This is a genomic window from Pseudoalteromonas sp. P1-7a (assembly GCF_001401855.1).
In the GTDB taxonomy this organism is placed as follows: domain Bacteria; phylum Pseudomonadota; class Gammaproteobacteria; order Enterobacterales; family Alteromonadaceae; genus Pseudoalteromonas.
The window spans coordinates 143764-161647 of record NZ_LKDU01000001.1; the positions used below are offsets into that span (position 1 = coordinate 143764).

At 39.5% G+C, this 17884-nt stretch carries 16 protein-coding genes; 6 read left to right on the plus strand and 10 right to left on the minus strand.

Features of this window, described 5'->3' with window-relative positions:
- Positions 1-64: 64 nt before the first annotated feature.
- Positions 65-775, plus strand: coding sequence for an AraC family transcriptional regulator (locus AN389_RS00685; protein WP_055017067.1), 711 nt, complete (start codon positions 65-67; stop codon positions 773-775).
- Between the two features lie 95 nt (positions 776-870).
- Positions 871-1728 (plus strand): DMT family transporter, encoded by an 858-nt coding sequence (locus AN389_RS00690; RefSeq protein ID WP_055017068.1) that lies wholly within the window; start codon positions 871-873, stop codon positions 1726-1728.
- 66 nt (positions 1729-1794) lie between these two features.
- Here the strand turns inward: AN389_RS00690 and AN389_RS00695 are convergent, their stop codons facing one another.
- The 3 genes from AN389_RS00695 to AN389_RS00705 form a co-directional block, all read right to left on the minus strand.
- Positions 1795-2790 (minus strand): patatin family protein, encoded by a 996-nt coding sequence (locus AN389_RS00695; protein WP_055013597.1) that lies wholly within the window; start codon positions 2788-2790, stop codon positions 1795-1797.
- Positions 2791-3072: 282 nt separating this feature from the next.
- Positions 3073-4062 (minus strand): LLM class flavin-dependent oxidoreductase, encoded by a 990-nt coding sequence (locus AN389_RS00700; RefSeq protein WP_082422648.1) that lies wholly within the window; start codon positions 4060-4062, stop codon positions 3073-3075.
- A 141-nt stretch (positions 4063-4203) separates the two neighbouring features.
- A complete protein-coding gene (locus tag AN389_RS00705) occupies positions 4204-4947 on the minus strand; it encodes a siderophore-interacting protein (protein ID WP_055017070.1) in 744 nt (247 codons plus the stop codon).
- A 123-nt stretch (positions 4948-5070) separates the two neighbouring features.
- Between AN389_RS00705 and AN389_RS00710 the strand changes: the two genes are divergently transcribed.
- From AN389_RS00710 to AN389_RS00720, 3 genes are all read left to right on the plus strand, one after another.
- Positions 5071-5490, plus strand: a complete 420-nt coding sequence (locus AN389_RS00710; protein ID WP_055013600.1) for a MarR family winged helix-turn-helix transcriptional regulator — start codon at positions 5071-5073, stop codon at positions 5488-5490.
- Positions 5491-5571: 81 nt separating this feature from the next.
- Positions 5572-5985: a LexA family transcriptional regulator gene (locus AN389_RS00715; protein ID WP_055017071.1), complete on the plus strand. Its 414-nt coding sequence runs from the start codon at positions 5572-5574 to the stop codon at positions 5983-5985.
- Positions 5973-7232 carry a Y-family DNA polymerase gene (locus tag AN389_RS00720; protein WP_055017072.1) on the plus strand — a complete coding sequence of 420 codons (1260 nt, stop codon included), beginning with the start codon at positions 5973-5975 and terminating at the stop codon, positions 7230-7232. Before AN389_RS00715 ends, AN389_RS00720 begins: the two co-directional genes overlap by 13 nt.
- Before the next feature lies 1 nt (position 7233).
- On the opposite strand, the gene AN389_RS00725 is transcribed toward AN389_RS00720, so the two are convergent.
- The 6 genes from AN389_RS00725 to AN389_RS00750 form a co-directional block, all read right to left on the minus strand.
- Positions 7234-7674 (minus strand): hypothetical protein, encoded by a 441-nt coding sequence (locus AN389_RS00725; protein WP_408003042.1) that lies wholly within the window; start codon positions 7672-7674, stop codon positions 7234-7236.
- 172 nt (positions 7675-7846) lie between these two features.
- Positions 7847-14143 (minus strand): M4 family metallopeptidase, encoded by a 6297-nt coding sequence (locus AN389_RS00730; protein ID WP_055019015.1) that lies wholly within the window; start codon positions 14141-14143, stop codon positions 7847-7849.
- Between the two features lie 189 nt (positions 14144-14332).
- Positions 14333-14848, minus strand: coding sequence for a DUF4240 domain-containing protein (locus AN389_RS00735; RefSeq protein ID WP_055013604.1), 516 nt, complete (start codon positions 14846-14848; stop codon positions 14333-14335).
- Positions 14845-15039 (minus strand): YwbE family protein, encoded by a 195-nt coding sequence (locus AN389_RS00740; RefSeq protein ID WP_055013605.1) that lies wholly within the window; start codon positions 15037-15039, stop codon positions 14845-14847. Before AN389_RS00740 ends, AN389_RS00735 begins: the two co-directional genes overlap by 4 nt.
- A 59-nt stretch (positions 15040-15098) precedes the next feature.
- The gene (locus AN389_RS00745) at positions 15099-15380 is read right to left on the minus strand and encodes a hypothetical protein (protein ID WP_055019016.1); all 282 of its coding nucleotides are present in this window, start codon (positions 15378-15380) and stop codon (positions 15099-15101) included.
- Between the two features lie 3 nt (positions 15381-15383).
- Entirely contained in the window at positions 15384-15596 is a 213-nt protein-coding gene (locus tag AN389_RS00750; RefSeq protein ID WP_055013607.1) for a hypothetical protein, read from the minus strand.
- A 100-nt stretch (positions 15597-15696) separates the two neighbouring features.
- Here AN389_RS00750 and AN389_RS00755 point away from each other — a divergent pair, with 100 nt between their 5' ends.
- Entirely contained in the window at positions 15697-16524 is an 828-nt protein-coding gene (locus AN389_RS00755; RefSeq protein ID WP_055013608.1) for an ion transporter, read from the plus strand.
- 206 nt (positions 16525-16730) lie between these two features.
- On the opposite strand, the gene AN389_RS00760 is transcribed toward AN389_RS00755, so the two are convergent.
- The gene (locus AN389_RS00760) at positions 16731-17846 is read right to left on the minus strand and encodes a DUF748 domain-containing protein (protein ID WP_055019017.1); all 1116 of its coding nucleotides are present in this window, start codon (positions 17844-17846) and stop codon (positions 16731-16733) included.
- Positions 17847-17884 lie beyond the last annotated feature (38 nt).

Here is a 17884-nt window from a genome sequence, read left to right on the forward strand (position 1 = left end):
GCGATGTTTTACTAAACGTATTTTAGGCAATACTCGGTTTATGTATTAGCTAATGGAGTATAGATTGAATAAGCTTTCGATTCGGTATTATTCGCAAGATATAAAGTGCCACCAGCACAATTACCATCAACTCGTGTTACCTCTACACGGGGAAATTTTTATATCGTTAAATAATGACTTTAAAACAACCGTGAGTACGGGCAGTTGTATCGTTATAGAGAAAAACGTAGTGCATGCCTTTACGGCCGATGAAGCCGCGCGTTTTATTGTGGCAGATTTAGATGCCCTGCCTGATAACCTTATAAACCTTTTATGCCCTAAAATCTCTATAGATAGCCGTTTATTAAGTTACTTACAATTTATAGAGCAGCAACTGCTTGTTGTTAATGATGAAAAGCTGACTAGCTCAACCTTTGATTTATTTTATTTACTACTTTGTGAGCAAAGCAGCCACAGTAATATTGATAAGCGTATAGATAATGTCATAACCACGGTAAAGCAAAATTTAGCGTATCCCTACACGTTAAAAGAGCTGGCCAATATTGCCTGTTTAAGCGTTACGCAATTTAAAACTGTGTTTAAAAGAAACACCAACATGAGTGCGCTGCAATATATCACTATGTTACGAATGCAGCATGCGCGCGCCTTATTAACCCATTCAGACCTACCAATCGCTTTAGTAGGTGATCGCATTGGTTATAACGATGCCTCAGCGTTTAGCCGTCGGTTTAATTTATACTTTGGGCAGCCACCTAAGGCGTTTAAAAAGCAGTAAATTGCGCCTAAGCAAACAACAACACCGTCTTTTTAGCATATTTAACCTTCAGCCTATTGGTACACTCAGTAAATAGTATTTACGGAGGGTAATTAATGGCAACACACATAGGGTTTTTAGCAATATTTTCGTGGGGGCTTTTAGCATTACTCGGTAATTTAACTAAAGCACTGCCTGCTTTTGAGTTACTTTTTATATGCTTTTCAATCTCTTTTATTATTTTATTAGTTAAACGCGTCGCTACAAAACAACCATTATTAACCCCGCCTAAGCTTTCTAAAAAGCAAATTATAATAGGTGTTACTGGTTTGTTTGGTTTTCACTTTTGTTATTTTATGGCTTTAAAATACGGTCCTTTAATCGAGGTAAGCCTAATTGTGTACCTTTGGCCATTATTGCTAGGTGTATTTGTGGCTACTCCAGGGGCTAAATTTAAATCAATATTGGGCGGATTACTGGGTTTTTTAGGCACGCTTAGTTTAATTACCGATGGCAGTGGGTTATCTATCAATAGTGAGTATTACTTAGGGTATTTTTTTGCAGGATGCTGCGCAGTATTATGGTCGAGTTATTCTTATTTAATGTCGCAATTTAATAGCCATGTAGATGACATAGGCTGGCTTTCACTTATTGTGGCTGTGCTTGCCCTTTTTGCACATTTTTATTTTGAAACAACCGTAATAAATTTATCTATTTCACAATGGCTAGGCGCTATTTTATTGGGGTTAGGCCCTGTAGGCGGTGCATTTTATTTATGGGATTATGGTTTAAAATTTGGTAACCGAACGCTATTAGCTTCGTTCAGTTTTTTAACGCCGGTGCTCTCTACCTTTATTTTAATACTTGCCTCGCAGGCTCCCTTTAGTTGGTCAGTATTTATTGCTTTGGCGCTTATTTTATTAGGTGCAGCTATTAGCAATAAAAAACCTTCAATAAGTTTAAAAAAAGCATAGCTTTAATTTTGTTTAGGCACTTTACCAACGTTTAAACTTAAGTAGAGTTTAAGCGTTGGTACCCAATTACATGGCGTAGCTATGTGCGTAATCTACTATACGTGCATTTTGGCTTTTTAAATAAGCGCGGCCTGCTTTTACACCTAGCTTATGATCAAAGCGTAAATCATCGTTTGAGCTGCCTAATAATTTACTGTGCAGCTTTTCATCTGCAAAAATTTGTATAATTTCTACATCACTAGGCGGATTAGCAATAAACGTCAGCTCGTCTAGGTATGCTTGTTCGTGCTGAACCAAGTAATCGAGTGTTTTTGGGCAGTAACCTGATGCACATGCAAATGTTCTAAGCTTTTGAACCCATGCAGTTTGCGCTTGAAAATGCTCATCAACGGTTCTTATTACTACAATTTTTCGTGCACCACGGTTATAAGCTTCGCGTACAGGCAGTGGTGCCGCTAAGCCACCATCTACATAAAAATCTTCACTCGATTGCTCTTGAGTTAAATGTGCTTCGTTTGCGGCTTTTGTATCTAACCAAGGCGTTAGTTTAACCCCCTGTTTATACAAAAAAGGGAGTGCGCTCGATGCCTTTAGTAAATCTCGCCATTGCCTACCTTCACCTGTTGGCGATAGGTAATAAGCTTTTCTGTCACGAGTGTTTGTAGCGGTTATGAGCAACTCTCGCTCACCTAAACTGTTTTTAGCTGTTTTAAAGTCAAGAGCTCTGTTTACTTCGGTGGTTTTTTCAAAGTACCAATCTAAATCAACAATGTGTTTACCCATTAAACCACGGCCTAATTGAAAAAAACGCTTGTTACGCGAAAGCCCTCTAATTAAACGTTTTGCATAGCCTTTTTGGCGTGCTAAATAGCTAGTTAAATTTTGCGAGCCGGCGGAAGTGCCAATAAATAAATCAAATGGGTCGTAGTTTTGCTCTAACCACGCATCAAGTACACCGGCTGTGAATATTCCTCGTTGCCCGCCGCCTTCAGCTATCAGTGCAACTTTTGGCTGCGCTGTATGAGTAACTGAATTAGTCGTTGCGGTTGTTAGAGCGTTCACGGTGTACCTTCCTTTAATTTAATGATGTTTGGTTAATAACTACATTATAAAAAACTAAAGCAATGTCTTAAAATTGATTGTTTAAATCAGTTTGATTGATAAAACAGAACGATACATAATTTTAAACGGGCCTTGTCCTTGGCACTCATAGTATATTTAATTGTCGATATCGTTTGTTCAGACATCACTTAAAGCTAATAAGTTTGTATTCACTTTTAATGATGTCTATATACTAGCAAGGCCTGTGTGTACGCTTGCTTAACTAAACACCTCCTTTTTAAATTAGTGCTTTATTTCCATTAAAATTTCTAGGGCTCGGTGGCGTTTTTCGCTGTCGTATACGTCGTTTGTAAATATAAACTCATCCACTTCTAGCTCTTTGGCTATCATTTGTAATTTATGCTTTATACTCACATGCCCGCCAATAACGCTTAAGCTTAAAAAGTTTTCCACATGAGCGCGCTCTTGCTCACTCCATAAACCTTCCATACTCTCTACCGGTGGTTTTAACCACAGCTCTTTACCACGTATTAGTTCAAGTACCCGTTGCTTTGAGGTGGTAGATAGGTATTGCGCTTCTTCGTCAGTTTCTGCTGCCACCAGCGGTATAGCAAGCATTACATAGGGTTTATGGAGTACATTTGAGGCTTTAAATTCTCGTTTATATAGTGCGATTGCATCGTGTACAAAGCGCGGTGCAAAGTGCCCTGCAAATACATAAGGTAGCCCTTTTTTAGCGGCCAGTTGCGCGCTAAATAAACTCGAGCCTAATAACCAAAGCGGTACGTTTGTGTCCTCCCCCGGTATAGCACGTATAGGGTGAGTACCGTTATATGGGCCTAGTAATGTTTGCAGCTCTGTTACCTCCTCTGGGAAGTTTTCAGCGCGGCTCATATCATTATTCAGTGCACGGCTGGTTACCGGGTCACTACCTGGAGCGCGTCCAAGGCCTAAATCTATTCGTCCAGGGTATAAACTCTCTAATGTGCCAAATTGCTCAGCCACAACTAATGGCGAATGATTCGGCAGCATTATTCCGCCGGAGCCAACACGTATACGCTGAGTTTTACCTGCAATATGGCCTACTAATATTGAAGTAGCAGCACAAATTATACCGGGCATATTGTGATGCTCAGCCAGCCAAAAGCGATTAAACCCTAATTGGTCAGCGCGCTGAGCGTATTTAGTGGTTTTATTGAGCGTATGAGAAACACTGTCCCCTTTGATCATGGGGGCAAGCTCTAATAACGAAAAGGGAATGGAAGATAACAAAATAGCAGCTCCTTAAAATGCACGCTAACAATGGGCTTCATCATCAGCATAAAACACTTAAATGGGTCTGCTATTTATTCAATTCAAGTTAGCTAACAGATAAAAGAAAAAATAGCGTTTAACTGTTTTACTTTAAGGTATTCACGCAAGTTCAGGGCTTTGCTGGCGCTCTTTTTTATAACTCTCTGAGTTCAGGCCTTTTTTCCAATAACCAGAAGAAACTATATTACAGCGCGGTATATCACACTCCTGCGTAAGAAAAGTTTTGGTTTTACGTACCAATCCTGCCTCTAATGCCATAAATACGATAGGAGGCTCACTTGTGCTGGTTAAATTGTTAAGCGCGCTGAGCATATCGGCCTCGGGGGTATTTGTAATTAACCAAGTAACATCGCGCTGCGTGTGTAGATTAATTATGTCTTGCGCTGTAGGGGCATGCACAAAGGCGTCAATTTTTGCGCTGGCTGGTAACTGCTGCATGTAGCCCTTTATTGCATTAACTGAGGTTAAATCGCCTAACAATACATAATGCGGATGCTGGTAATTATCAAGCTTTTTAGGGCCAGGGCCCGCTATGCCTACGTTGTCACCAACTTTTGCAGTTACAGCCCATTGCGTAGCTGGGCCTTGGTGCATATTTATTACAAAGTCGAGCGTTATTGCACCGCTTGCCTCTTCAATGTCTCTTATTGTGTAAGAGCGCATACACGCGGTTTTTAAATTAAAATCAACTTTGCCATTTTGGGGGATAAGCACTTTTACATAACAACCAATATGCGCTTGTGTTAAATCCGAAAACTCATCAGAGCCTACAACAATGCGCTGTAAATGCGGTGTTATTTGTTCAGTACTTAGTACCGTAGCTTTGCGAACTTGTTTACCCATTTAAAATCACCTCGTTTAACAAAATAGTTAACTGCTTTTTAAAGCAAGCATTGCACAACGCCCAACTGGTTGATAAAATCAACCATAACAAACTAATTGATATTGTCAACCATTAGAGAGCTTATGAACACGCTTTTATCAAATACCCTATTTGAGCTGATGCAAAATTACCGCGTAACAATACGCGAGGCCATTAACGCAGGCGACCTTGGTATTAATGCTATGCACGTGCGTTGTATACACATTATTGCCAGTACATCTAACTGTACCGCTAACGACATTGTGACTAAAACACAGCGCGACAAAGCACAAATTGCCCGATTAATTAAAGATCTTATTGCCTTAAACCTTATTAATAAGCAAGCCAGTGAGCACGACAAACGATGCTTTATTTTGTCGCTCACTGAACAAGGCAACACACTGTTTGATAAGTTATTAGCCTCTGAGCAGCAAATAAATGAGCAAATGTGTAAAAACTTAAACCCGCAGCAAATCAAAGACTTTTTAGATACCGCGCAACAAATGATCAAAAACATGGCGTGATCTGTCTTTCATTTCTTGGCATAACTTACATAAAACGCATATACTGTACACTTATACAGTATATGCGTTTTAGGTTGTGTTATGTTTGTTATTCCCGTTTATATAGAAGCCGGTGTGTGTGGGTTTGAATCGCCCGCGGCGCAATACGCCGAGCTTGGTGTTTCGCTTGATGAGCTATTAATAAAGCACCCCGACGCCACCTTTATTGGTATTGCATCGGGTAACTCCATGCAAGAAGTGGGGATTTTTGAGGGCGACTTGCTTGTAGTAGACCGTGCTGAGCAAGCCGATAACGGCGATGTTATTGTTGCCAACTTAAATGGTTTATTTGTGTGTAAGTTACTTGATAAAACCAATGCGCGGTTACTTTCAGCATCGCCTTTACATAAGCCGGTACAACTAACCCCAGCTGATGAGTTTCAGTTAGAGGGCGTGGTTACACTATCAATTAGAATGCACCGCCCAAGCCCTGAGTTATTAAAATGTACGCCTTAGTCGATGCCGTTGCTTTTTATGCCAGTGCCGAAAAAGTGTTCGACCCTGCTATTCGCTCTAAACCTGTGGTGGTTTTAACTAATAACGATGGCTGCGTATGTGCGGTATGCCCTATTGCTCGGCACTTAAACATTCCTAAATTTGGCCCTTATTTTAAAGTTAAGCACCTGCTTGAGCAACACAAGGTGGTTGTACGTTCGAGTAACTATGAGCTGTACGCCGATTTAAGCGCCAAAATGATGAACATAATTGGCCGCTTTTGCGACACACAGTATATATACAGTATTGATGAGTCGTTTTTACACTTTAATGGCTACACACCCCTTATACAAAACTGGCATGAGTACGGGCATACAATAAGGCGTACCGTTTGGCGCGAAACTAAACTCCCTGTGGGTGTTGGTTTTGGCCCAACACCTACGCTTGCTAAAGCCGCTAACCATGCAGCTAAAAAGCTAAGCGGGTTTGATGGGGTGGCCGTTATAAATAACGAGCAAAGCCGCCAAGCAGTTTTACAAAGAATGAGCTGCGCCGATGTATGGGGCATAGGAAAGCGCCTAGCTAAAAAGCTTAACACAATGAACATACATACAGCATGGGATCTGGCACAGCAAAACCCTAAAACTATGCGCCGCGCGTTTAGTGTGGTGGTAGAGCGTACCGTAAGTGAGCTAAATGGTATAGCGTGTTTAACATGGGACGATGTACGCCAAGATAAGCGAGAAATATATTCTACTCGCAGCTTTGGTGAGCGGATCAGTGAGCCAACAGCTCTTAAAACTGCCCTTATTAACCACGTAACTACGGTTGCCAGTAAACTACGAGGGCAGCGCTCACTAGCAAAACAACTGTATATATTTGCCGCCACGGGCAAACATGAAGACCGCTATTGTAAAAAGTCGTTTATATATAAATTTGCCACCCCCACTAACGATACCTGCGTAATGGCCAATGCTGTATCAGAAGTATTTACTCATATTTACCAGCCAGGTGTACGGTTTTATAAATGTGGTGTAGGTGCTTTAGAGCTTACCTCGGTGCAGTACCAGCAAAACGATTTATTTAGCCAAAGTGCCGATAACCCTAAATTAATGCAGTGTCTTGATACAATAAACAACCGCTACGGAAAAGGCATACTCACTCTAGCCAGCAGCAAATTAAACCAAGGCTGGCATATGAACAGAGATTACTTATCGCCCCAATACACAACGCGCTGGCACGATATACCGCAAATTCAGTGCAAGTAAATTAATCAACTTGTCTTGTAAATGTACACTCTACTGCCGGGGTACTCTGCGTATATTTGAGCGTTGTAACACTGGTAAACTTAATGCTTTGTCTGATGGTTTTTTCGTTATTAGGGTCAATACAGCGGCTCATTTTTAAGCTGTTATCAACACCATCACTTTTGTACTTATAAGAGCTAGTTACAAAGCAAAAATTTGGCTTTTTAGTTGTACGGGTGCCGTTGTGTAGGCTTTCAAACGCAATATGCTCGCCTAATTTAAAACCCGCATCTGGGTAAACGGGGTTAATTAAACTCAACTGACTATCCACACATAAGGGGGAGTTAGCAGTTACCACCTGGTAATCGCCAAGCATTGTTTTTAATAACGGTATAAAACGGCTTTTATTACTCGGCGTAACAGTTTTAGCAAAAAGTACATTACTTAGAAATAAACAGCTCATACATAATAAAATTTTACGATAACTCATTAAAATTCCAACTCATTACTAATAAAAATAGCATAACACACTCAACTCTATACTTACTTAAAATACATTTGGTTCATAAAAGAAAAAGCCCCTTGAATACACCAAGGGGCTTTTATCACTATAAAAATATATTTATTAGTAAGTGTTACTTAAAGCTCTGCGCTCTTGTGTACACAACAGAAAATGCTAAAAGCAGCAACATGAAGGCTAATGAACCACCGCCACTACCCTTTTCACTACTTGTGCTAGCATTAGTGACGGTCACTGCTAAACTTTGCTCAGTCTCACCTTCACCATCAGATACAATAAGCTTGAAGCCCAGCTCTGTAGTTTGCGACACACTCGGCGCTGTAAACTTAAGTGTGCTGGAATCAACATCGTTAAGCGCCACTTCTACGCCCATTGTTTGAACCCACTTAAAAGAAAGCTCTGAGGATTCTTTATCAGTTGCAGACGCTGTCACTGAAACTTCCTGACCTTCTTTAACCGACACCGCAGATGTACTTAATTCTACACTTGGAAGCTGATTAACATGTAAAAAGCTAACGGTGTATACTTGCGTAAATTGCTCATAGCCATCTGATATCACTAACGTAATATCCGCATCAACTGTTTGCTCAAGCTCACCCACGGTAAGTACAGCTTTACCTTGAGTATCCTCAGCTGTAATGGATAACTGAGGGTGCTCAACACGCCATTCGTAAGATAACGTATCGCCATCAGGGTCAGTAGAGCCAGAAGCATCAAGCTCAATAGTAGCAAGTTCTTCTATTGTGGCTGGTATATCTACATTTAATACAGGCGCCTGATTTAGACTCTCTTGAGCTAGTTTTGCCACAACTTCAATAGCGCCGTTAACCTCTCCATCAAGGTCGAATGCGCTACCATCTTCGATTGCAAAGCTAAAGCAACGTGAACACACCTGCTCATATACATTACCTGATAATACAGTGGCTGACTGCCAACCAGCCGCGGTTAGTACTCTTACTTGCATGTCTGAGCTTAAAATTGCATTTACGTACTCAGGTAGTGCAATTTCTGCGGTACTTGATGAATTAGATAACGTAACACGAAGGTTAATTACATCACTTTTAGCTTGGAAGTGAGGTTCTATTATATCTAAATCTGAGAAATAAGTGCTGAGCGCTTGTTCAGAAATAGACATATCAGCAATATAACCCGCTGCTAGAGCCTCTTTGATGCTACCTACAGCTAAGTGATTAAACTCATCAATACTGTAAGCACTATCACCTGAAGCTAAGATAGCTGTATTAGTAGTAGAAGTGCTATCTAGGTAATCAGCAATACCATCTTTATCGCTATCACCTACTCCTTCCTCAATATCAGGTATACCGTCGCCATCAGTATCTAGTTCAGGGTCATCAAATATAACGCTATCAACAAGACGTAAACTAGTTTGCTTAGTTGCTAGTAGTTCATCATCTTGTTTTACACGTAAAGTTAAATCTATATTATTGGTTTGCTCAGAAAGATTTGCACTAAATGAAACATCCCACTGTGAATCACCTGTTTTATAAATGTAAGAATCAACACCTGCGGGGCCAATAAGCTCAAGGGATACATCACTACCTGTACTAGGTAAATTTACTAACTTAATGGTGGCATTAAAGTCAGGTATAGAACGCTGAATAGTTTTATTAACTGCTTTACCATTTTGATAAAAATCAGTAATAAACTGCGCCTGTGCCGCTTCACTTAAGTACACTAGCTGGCTGTTATCATTTTTGTCTATAAACGCATTACCATTAGATAGGACACTAATACTTGCTGCGCTGCCTACAAATTCTCGCTCTAACTCAAGCTTAATAGGTCCATACTGATTAGTAGTAAAATACTGGGTGCTATTATTAGCTTGTAAATGAAAGCTAGAGTAACCATATGGGTTAGCGCCGCTAATAAAAACATCTACAAGCACATTACCATTTTGATACACATACGTAGTAGGCTGAATACTAATTTCAGGGAAAATCATAGCCCTTACGTCGCCTGATACATGATTTCCAGCTTCATCAACAGCAGATACAGGAATAGATACATCGCCCGTTCTAAATACAAAGCTATCATCAATTTCCAGAAGCGTTATAGCTGAAACACTATCGTAAATAACACGATTATCTAAAAGTGCATTTTTTATAGCCGTGATCGTGCTGCCATAAACACTAAAAGTATACGGTTGGATAATCGGGGCAGTTGTATCAACAAGTGTGACTGTTTGAATAGCTGATGTTTCGTTACCAACATTATCTCGTGCAATCCATGTAATCTGGTGCTCGCCTAGGGGCAAGTAAGACCCTGAGCTTGCGTATACTTGAGGCTCTAAATGACCGTTATCTCTAGCCTCTGGAGTATATAGACGGGTAATATTAGTATTTTGAGAGGTCGCCTCTAGCGTAATAGGCTCAAGACTCGATATAAACTCAGGCGGACTATTTTCACCGCGGCTTGCATCATCTGGGTGGCTATCTTCACTGTCTTGAACACCATCACCATCTGAATCTGAGCTAAGCGGATTACCCGAAAGTTGATACTCTTGTAAATTAGTCAAACCATCATAGTCGTCGTCATAATTAGCGTCGTAGGGTTCTAAAGCATTTAGCCCATATTCAAATTCCCAAAAATCAGGAATACCGTCCAAATCATAGTCGCTGGTAATGTCAATTTCAGCACTCCAAGTTATATTATCAACGGATAACGGTTGCTGCTGAAGGTATGCGTCCTCATATTTAACTTTAATAATGTTATAACCATCATCTACCGGTAACAATAAACGAGACTGGCTACCACGATTTACATCTATAGGACTACCATTTAAGCTTATTTGCAACGCTGAAGAGTTATAAACCAAATAGTCTAAATTAATAAAACCGGCTTCAAATAACCCCGCAATGGCAAAACCACCCACCTTGCTAGTAGGCGTTAATGCTAAGCTAAGGCTTGCATCGTCCAAAGTTGACCAACTTGTATTAGCTTGCCAACCCCAAGAGTTAACAGCAAGTTCGGTAAACTTAGCCGGAAGAAGTCCATCTTCAAAGCTTTCATTTAATTGCGTGAAAGATTGCACTAATGATGAAGCATCATTAGCTAGACTCTGAGAGTAAAACTCCTGAATATTGGTATAGCCATCTTCATCGTAATCTAAATTAGCATCTGCAGCGTCTAAAGGTAAAAGGTCGTTACTTACCTCATACCCATCACTTAGCTCATCATTATCTGTATCACCTGAGGTTGGATTAGTTCCAAGGTTAAATTCTTCTAAGGCTGAAAGACCGTCAGTATCGTCATCAGATAGAGCATCACTTGCGTCGAGACGATTTAACCCATGAACTAACTCCCAGTAATCTGGCAATTGATCATTATCAGTATCTGTTAAATCAGTTTCTGAAAATAAAGCAAAATTATCAAGCCATACAGCATCTGCTCCATTTGAAACGGAGCTATCTTTAAAGTATTTAAATTCAATGTTATGCAGCCCTTCATTTAAATTAAGCAAAACAGACGTTGCCTCTAAGGTACTGGAATTATTTTGGTCACTACGCCCAAAAACTTCTTGCCCATCAACAATAATACTTAAGAAGTCACAGCAAAATTCAGACTCAATTTTGTAATCGAATGCCAGTACACTCTCTTCAAATAAACCTATTATGGTAAAGCTACTATATTGTGAGTCACTAATAACGCCTGAGCGAATGCTTTGTAGACCGTCGGTTGCAAAATCATTTGTTATAAACCAAGGTGCACTAGAGCCTTCAGCTTCAACCATCCAAGTAGGTAGCGAAGAACCTTCAAATGACGTAGTAATATTTAAAGCAACAGGGAAAGAAGTATCTGACTGTGGGTCAGTATTTGCTAAATACTCAGTTAAATTTGAAAACCCATCATTATCTGCATCTTCTGCTGAATCTGACGAACTGGTTAGATCTAAACTATTATTGTACTCCCAACCATCAGGAATAGTATCGCCATCTGTATCAGGGTTATTTGGTAAACCCGCATTTAGAAATTCTAATAGATTAGATAAGCCGTCCGCATCAGCATCTAATGATGCATCTTCACTGTTATTTATATCAAGACCATGCAGTAATTCCCAAGAATCAGACATACCGTCATTATCTGCATCAGGAAAGTTAGGCCCTATGTATAAATTATCTATATATACAGCATCTTCAGGAGTAGAAACGGATACATCTTTAGAATAGGTAAATTTAACAGTATTTAGTCCAGCAGGAACTTGGAAAGACGCGTCCTTCCACTCGCTTATTCCTGACTCATCTAAAACAATTGAACCATTTATGTGAACACTAAAGTAGTCATAACCACCTTCTGTGTCTAATGCATAGCTAAAGTTTACATAGCGTTGCTCACCACTTAAAAAGCTAAACTCAACACTGGTAGATTGGTTGTCTGTAATGTCGTTATTAGTCATCACAAAGCCAGAGCGGCCATCAAACTCAGTTGTTAACCAAGGTGTCTGCACATTCGACGAAATAAACAAACTGGGTACTTGAGCATCATCAAAATTGAAGGTTGTTTCTGGAAAAAAAGTTGGCTCAGAGCTCGCATCTGAAGGATCGCTGTTGCCAAAAAACTCAATTACATTACTCCATGTGTCTGAGTCTAAATCAAGCTGGGCATCATCTGCATTTAGCGGGTTAAGTGAAAACGAAACTTCCCAGCCATCAGGCATGCGGTCAAAGTCAGAGTCTGCATTGTTAGGTTTAGTAAGGTATACATTAACTTCATCATAATCTGATAGATTATCTGAGTCGGTATCCATTGCATTTGGGAAAGTATTGGCTAAGTATTCTTCTAGGTTTGTTAAACCATCTTGGTCTAAATCAAGTCCAGCGTCATCAGCAGTACTTGGATCTAACCCGTAAAATAACTCCCAGTTATCATCCATTAAGTCTGCATCGGCATCTATAAACTGAATATTATCGCAAGTAACACCTACTTCATTAAATGCTGCAATAACATCGTTAGCTTCATATCTTAAGTCAATGGCAGAGTTTATAGCGCCACAGGCACCATCAATAAAATCACTAGAATTAACCCAATAATTTTGATTTGCAAAAAGCATTATTTCGAACGCTTTTTTAGGGTCCCACCCCTGAGTATTCGAAAGAAGAAAAAAAGCACGATTAAACACACCACTGCTAAAGTGAACATCCATACCTGAGTAGTAATCACTTGCGTGATCAATCGAAACGCCATCTAGAGATGGCGTTTCAAAATAACGTAGTGCCGGGCTTGTTTTTGAAATATCAGCACCAGATAACCAATCAGTCTCTGAGCGCAAAAAATACTCTGCTGTTTCACCTGCCATATCAGAGAAAGATTCGTTTATCCCCCCCGATTGTTCTGCATAAATTAAATTAGAGTTTTGACTAGTAAAACCATGGCTTACCTCATGAGAGACGATATCAAGTGAAACTAACGGGTAAAACCTATCAGCGCCATCGCCAAAGGTCATAGCCTGACCATTCCAAGTTGCATTTTCCCAGTTGTTACCACTGTGAACACGCATTAACAATTGAAAAGTAAGCGGTGCTGTGTTGTACCATTGTTGATACATATCAAATACTGCAGTACCGAAGGCGTGAGCATCATTTAATGGGGAATAAGCGCCATTAACTTCTTTGTAAGTATTCCTATCACAGGCAAACGAGTATGCTTCACTTGGCTCAAAGCCAGACTCCATGGTGACAGTTTTAACTTTATCATTTTCTAAGAAACACAGCTCACCACGTTGCGTAATATCCAGTGCTTCAACATCAGTGCCGTATTCATATTGCCCTGTTTTTTCATTTCCTCCAGGGCCTGTACCGTGGGCATTTTTAATATTATCCCACTGTTTAAATACACTGTAACCAGATTCGCTTACTAAAGCTATAGGCTTTTTTTCAATGCCATTTTCAAACACGTTTAATTCAATTAAGCGAACAAAATGTGCGACTCCGTTATCAATATAAATATACCGTTGGTTGTTCGTTATTTGATAAGCCGTCGATTCATCAAGCTTGGCTTTTATTAAAATAGATTTAACCGCAGTAGTTTCATCAAATTGACTATTAGCCGTTTTATTTAAAGATACAGCATCAATGTTTTTCGCAAAAAAACCACTTATGTGGTGATTGCTAGGCTGCACTCGTATTTGCTGCCCCCAAATTGGCACGCCTGCAAAAAACTGCTGCATCTTTTTAGCTGATGACCGAGTTTGTTTTAAATTGAAGGCTTGAGGAGTATCTAACTCAATAAAATAAGCGTGGTTAGAAGAGCTATTAGTTAAACCTACGCTTTGATTTAAAAGTAAGTTAACTTCTGATAAAGATGATTTGTTTACTCGTTGCGAAACCGCCGCGTGTGCACTTAGCGAATTTAAAAAGCAAAACGCTATCAATCCTGATGAGAGTGTTTTATACATAACATTCCTATGTCGTATATTGTTATTATTCAGTGTTTGTTCATTTTAAAACACACTAATGTAACATAACAATTAACATAGAGTCATTTAAAAAATGTATAAATAGGTACGATTGTGAACAACTGTGAAAGGAAAATTCAAGATGATGACACTAAATGTAACCATCTTGAATGTTAGTAGCGTTGAGTATTACTGCCAGTATTTTGCAAATAATTGCGGATAGCTTTGTTTTAAAAACTTGGGTTTGTCTTTAAAGCGCTTACCTGTAGGTTGCTCCCCTGAGGGTACAAAAGGTAATTCGTCATCGTTACGCTCTTCATAGAGTAAACCCGCAATTAAATCATACTCATCAATATAAGGGTAAGGTTGCTCATTTAAATAATACACTGGGGTGCACTGTGCAAGTGAGTCGGCGTTATCTAAAGCATTGTTAAATACTGTTTTTCCGCGGGAGATGAGCCAACACCTAAATTCGCTAAAGCCGTATTCATCGTTACAACCGGCCATAACAAATGCAGCGCCAAATAAATCCCAGGTAAAACATTTGCGCATGTGAATACCAAAAAACTTATCAAAAGCAATAAGCTGCTCATCAGTTAGCTCGCTCAATTTAGCTTTTAAGTTTTCGCTTACACTTTGTGGGTCGAGCCCAAGGTCGGGAGTAGTTACTAAGTCCCAAAATTCCTGCTCAGTTAACGCTGTCATTCTAAAATCTCTTTCACTCGACCAACTTGACCATCTTCTAGGCGTACTTTAATACCATGCGGGTGATTAGGTGATCTAGTCAATAAACGCTCGACTACACCTTGTGTTAATGTGCCGCTGCGTTGATCTTCTTTTAATACAATATTTACGGTTGTACCTGGTGTGATTTGCGAACGCGATGGAACAGCCATGCCTTACATCCTAAAAATAATTTTGGTAATTATACCGCCCATAGCTTGGCAAACCAATGTTAATCAACTAAAAACGCTATTTGCTTAGCCGCTACTGGTAAGCTAATTTTGCTAAGTTCAGCGTTAATAATATCGACTAGCTGAGAAAAATGCGCCTCGGCATCGTGATAGGCTATATCATCTTCAAAATAGCAGCTTATTTTTAGTGACTTAGCTTCATTTTTTAAATCAATGGTGTGAGTTAAATAGGCAAAACCATAATGAGTCGCTTTTATTTGCTCACAGGCGTGAGTGAGAGCTTGACGTATTTGTTTGTCGCGCAATTTTTGTGTTTTAGTCATAGATTATTGTGTTTGTTCGTTTTGCTGTTTTTTATATTCTTCGAAATTTTTATCTTGTTGTTCAAGGCACTCATAATACTCTTTATCAGCTTTATAATTACATTCATCAAGACGTGCCGATTGTATTTCGTGAAAGCGGGCATCAGAGCTACACCCTGCAAGTACCGATAATCCCACAAGCAGCAATGCACTTTTAGTTATTTGACTGATTATCATTAAATTTCCTTACATTTTTAGTGATAAAAATGGGTTAAATCACAACAATATTATTGTATATTAGCGCCATAAAACCTTACTTTGCATAGGATTCATAATTATGATGTCGCAGTTACAAAAGTTGTTTCAGCGTATAGACAAAAGCAAGATATTTCAATCATTTGTTATTGCTGTTATTGTTGTTTCTGCTCTTACGGTAGGTGCTCACACTTACTCACTTCACCCGACTGTAGAATTTGCCCTTAATTGGATGGATGTTGGGATCACTGCCTTCTTTTTAATTGAGTTAATTATTCGCTTTATTGCAAGTAAAGGTATAAAAGACTTCTTTTCAAAGGGCTGGAATATATTCGATACCATTATTGTACTTGGTAGCCTCTACCCTGCTGCAGGTTCAACCATGTTACTTGCCCGACTGCTGCGTATATTTAGGGTACTGCGTTTAGTGTCTATGATCCCTGAGCTGCGTTTATTAGTTAATTCCTTGCTAAAAGCCATTCCGCAAATGGGCTATATAGCGCTGCTAATGTTTGTTATTTTTTATATTTACGCAGCCATGGGCAGTATGATGTTTGCCGATATTAACCCAGTGCTTTGGCAAGATGTATCCATTTCAATGCTTACGCTATTTAGAATAGCCACCTTTGAAGATTGGACCGACATTATGTACGAAACTATGGCGGTGTACGAGCTGAGCTGGATTTACTACCTCACGTTTATCTTTTTAACTGCGTTTGTGTTTTTAAACATGATGGTAGGTGCTATTTTAGAAGTAATGAGCGAAGAACATCGCAGTGCCCGTGAGCTAAAAGCAGATAACAACTCACTGCCTGCAACGCAGGGACAAGTGCTAGAGCTACAAGCGCAAATAGCTGAGCTAAAAACCTTATTAAGTAAAACATCAGAAAATAAAAATACACCTAGCTAAAAGCTCAAAAAGCCCTTTGTACTGAGTTAATACAAAGGGCTGTATGGAATACCAATTTGCAATAATACTTGCTCATTTTGCGGGGTTAAACGTGTCGCAACCTGAGTTAAAACTCACTCAATTAGAACAACTAATAACGAATTTTTTTACCTGCTACCTAAACGTTTTCCCTCTTAAAATAAAGAGCTTAATTAAGTGAATTTGTGTTACTCGTCTTGTTGCTCTTGTGTGCTTTCAAATGAAATCACATTGTCAACCTTCATTTTAAATGCTTCAAAAAACGCGTTTTTTAATACCGAGATCACGGCTTCAAAAGTAGATACATCAGCGTTGTCTAGCTGTCCATCTATGGGCACCCGAGCAGCCACCAGCTCTGACTCGTCGTTTTCTAATAGCGCACCGAGTAAATCAATACTGCCTTCAAAAATAACGGTAAATAGGCCGTCATCATCTTTTTCTATATCTTCACGCCACGAAAAAACACTTAAGTCATGAACACCGGCTTTTACATATCCATTTAAGTTATTATTGTTAGCGGCCAACTCCATTGCGCCATCTATGCCGCCGGCTTCAATATCAAATGGGGTATACACTTTAAAAACAGTTTCAAGGTTTTTAACCGCAAAACGCTGCACTTCAACATTAAAATCAAAGTTAGCCTTATCGGTAAAGGGGTCTAATTTACCATTTAAAGACAACTTAGCTTCACCCATTAGTTGCCCCTCTACTTTTAAACTCGTAACTAAGGTTTTAGAGAGGTTTTGTGCATTGGTAATGTTGTTAATATTAGCGTTTATATTTGATATATAGGTAGGCTGCTCTCCTTCGCTGGTGGCATTAACTAGAGTTACTTTACCTTTCTCTATACGAAGCATATCGATTGAAAACGGTACCAGATCATTGGCAAGGCCTATCCACGTTGTTTCGTCTTTAACTTGTTGGTTTTGTTCAGCAGTAGCAGGGTCCTTATCGTAAATAACAATTTCTGGGCGGGTAAAAGCCATGTTGGTGACAAAATTACCGTTCAATAAAGCAGACCACGCGAGCGAAAAATCGAGCGTATCTATAGAGAGTAGCGGCTTAGGAACCTGCGTGGCATCTACCGCGTAAATTTCTACATCGTCAACAGCGTAAGCGCCTCTGTATAAATATAAATCTACATCACCAACATGCCCTGTTATGCCTTGGGTTTGCTCAAGTTGCTGATTTACATAATATTGCACGGCATAAGGGGCTATTGCTCTGAGTAAGATTAGCAGCAAGGCAGTAACCAGCAAGGCATAAAACCATTTTGCGCGTGAATTTTTAAAAGTTGAAGCCATTATCTTTCCTTATGTGAAGGCTCATACCAATCGCTATA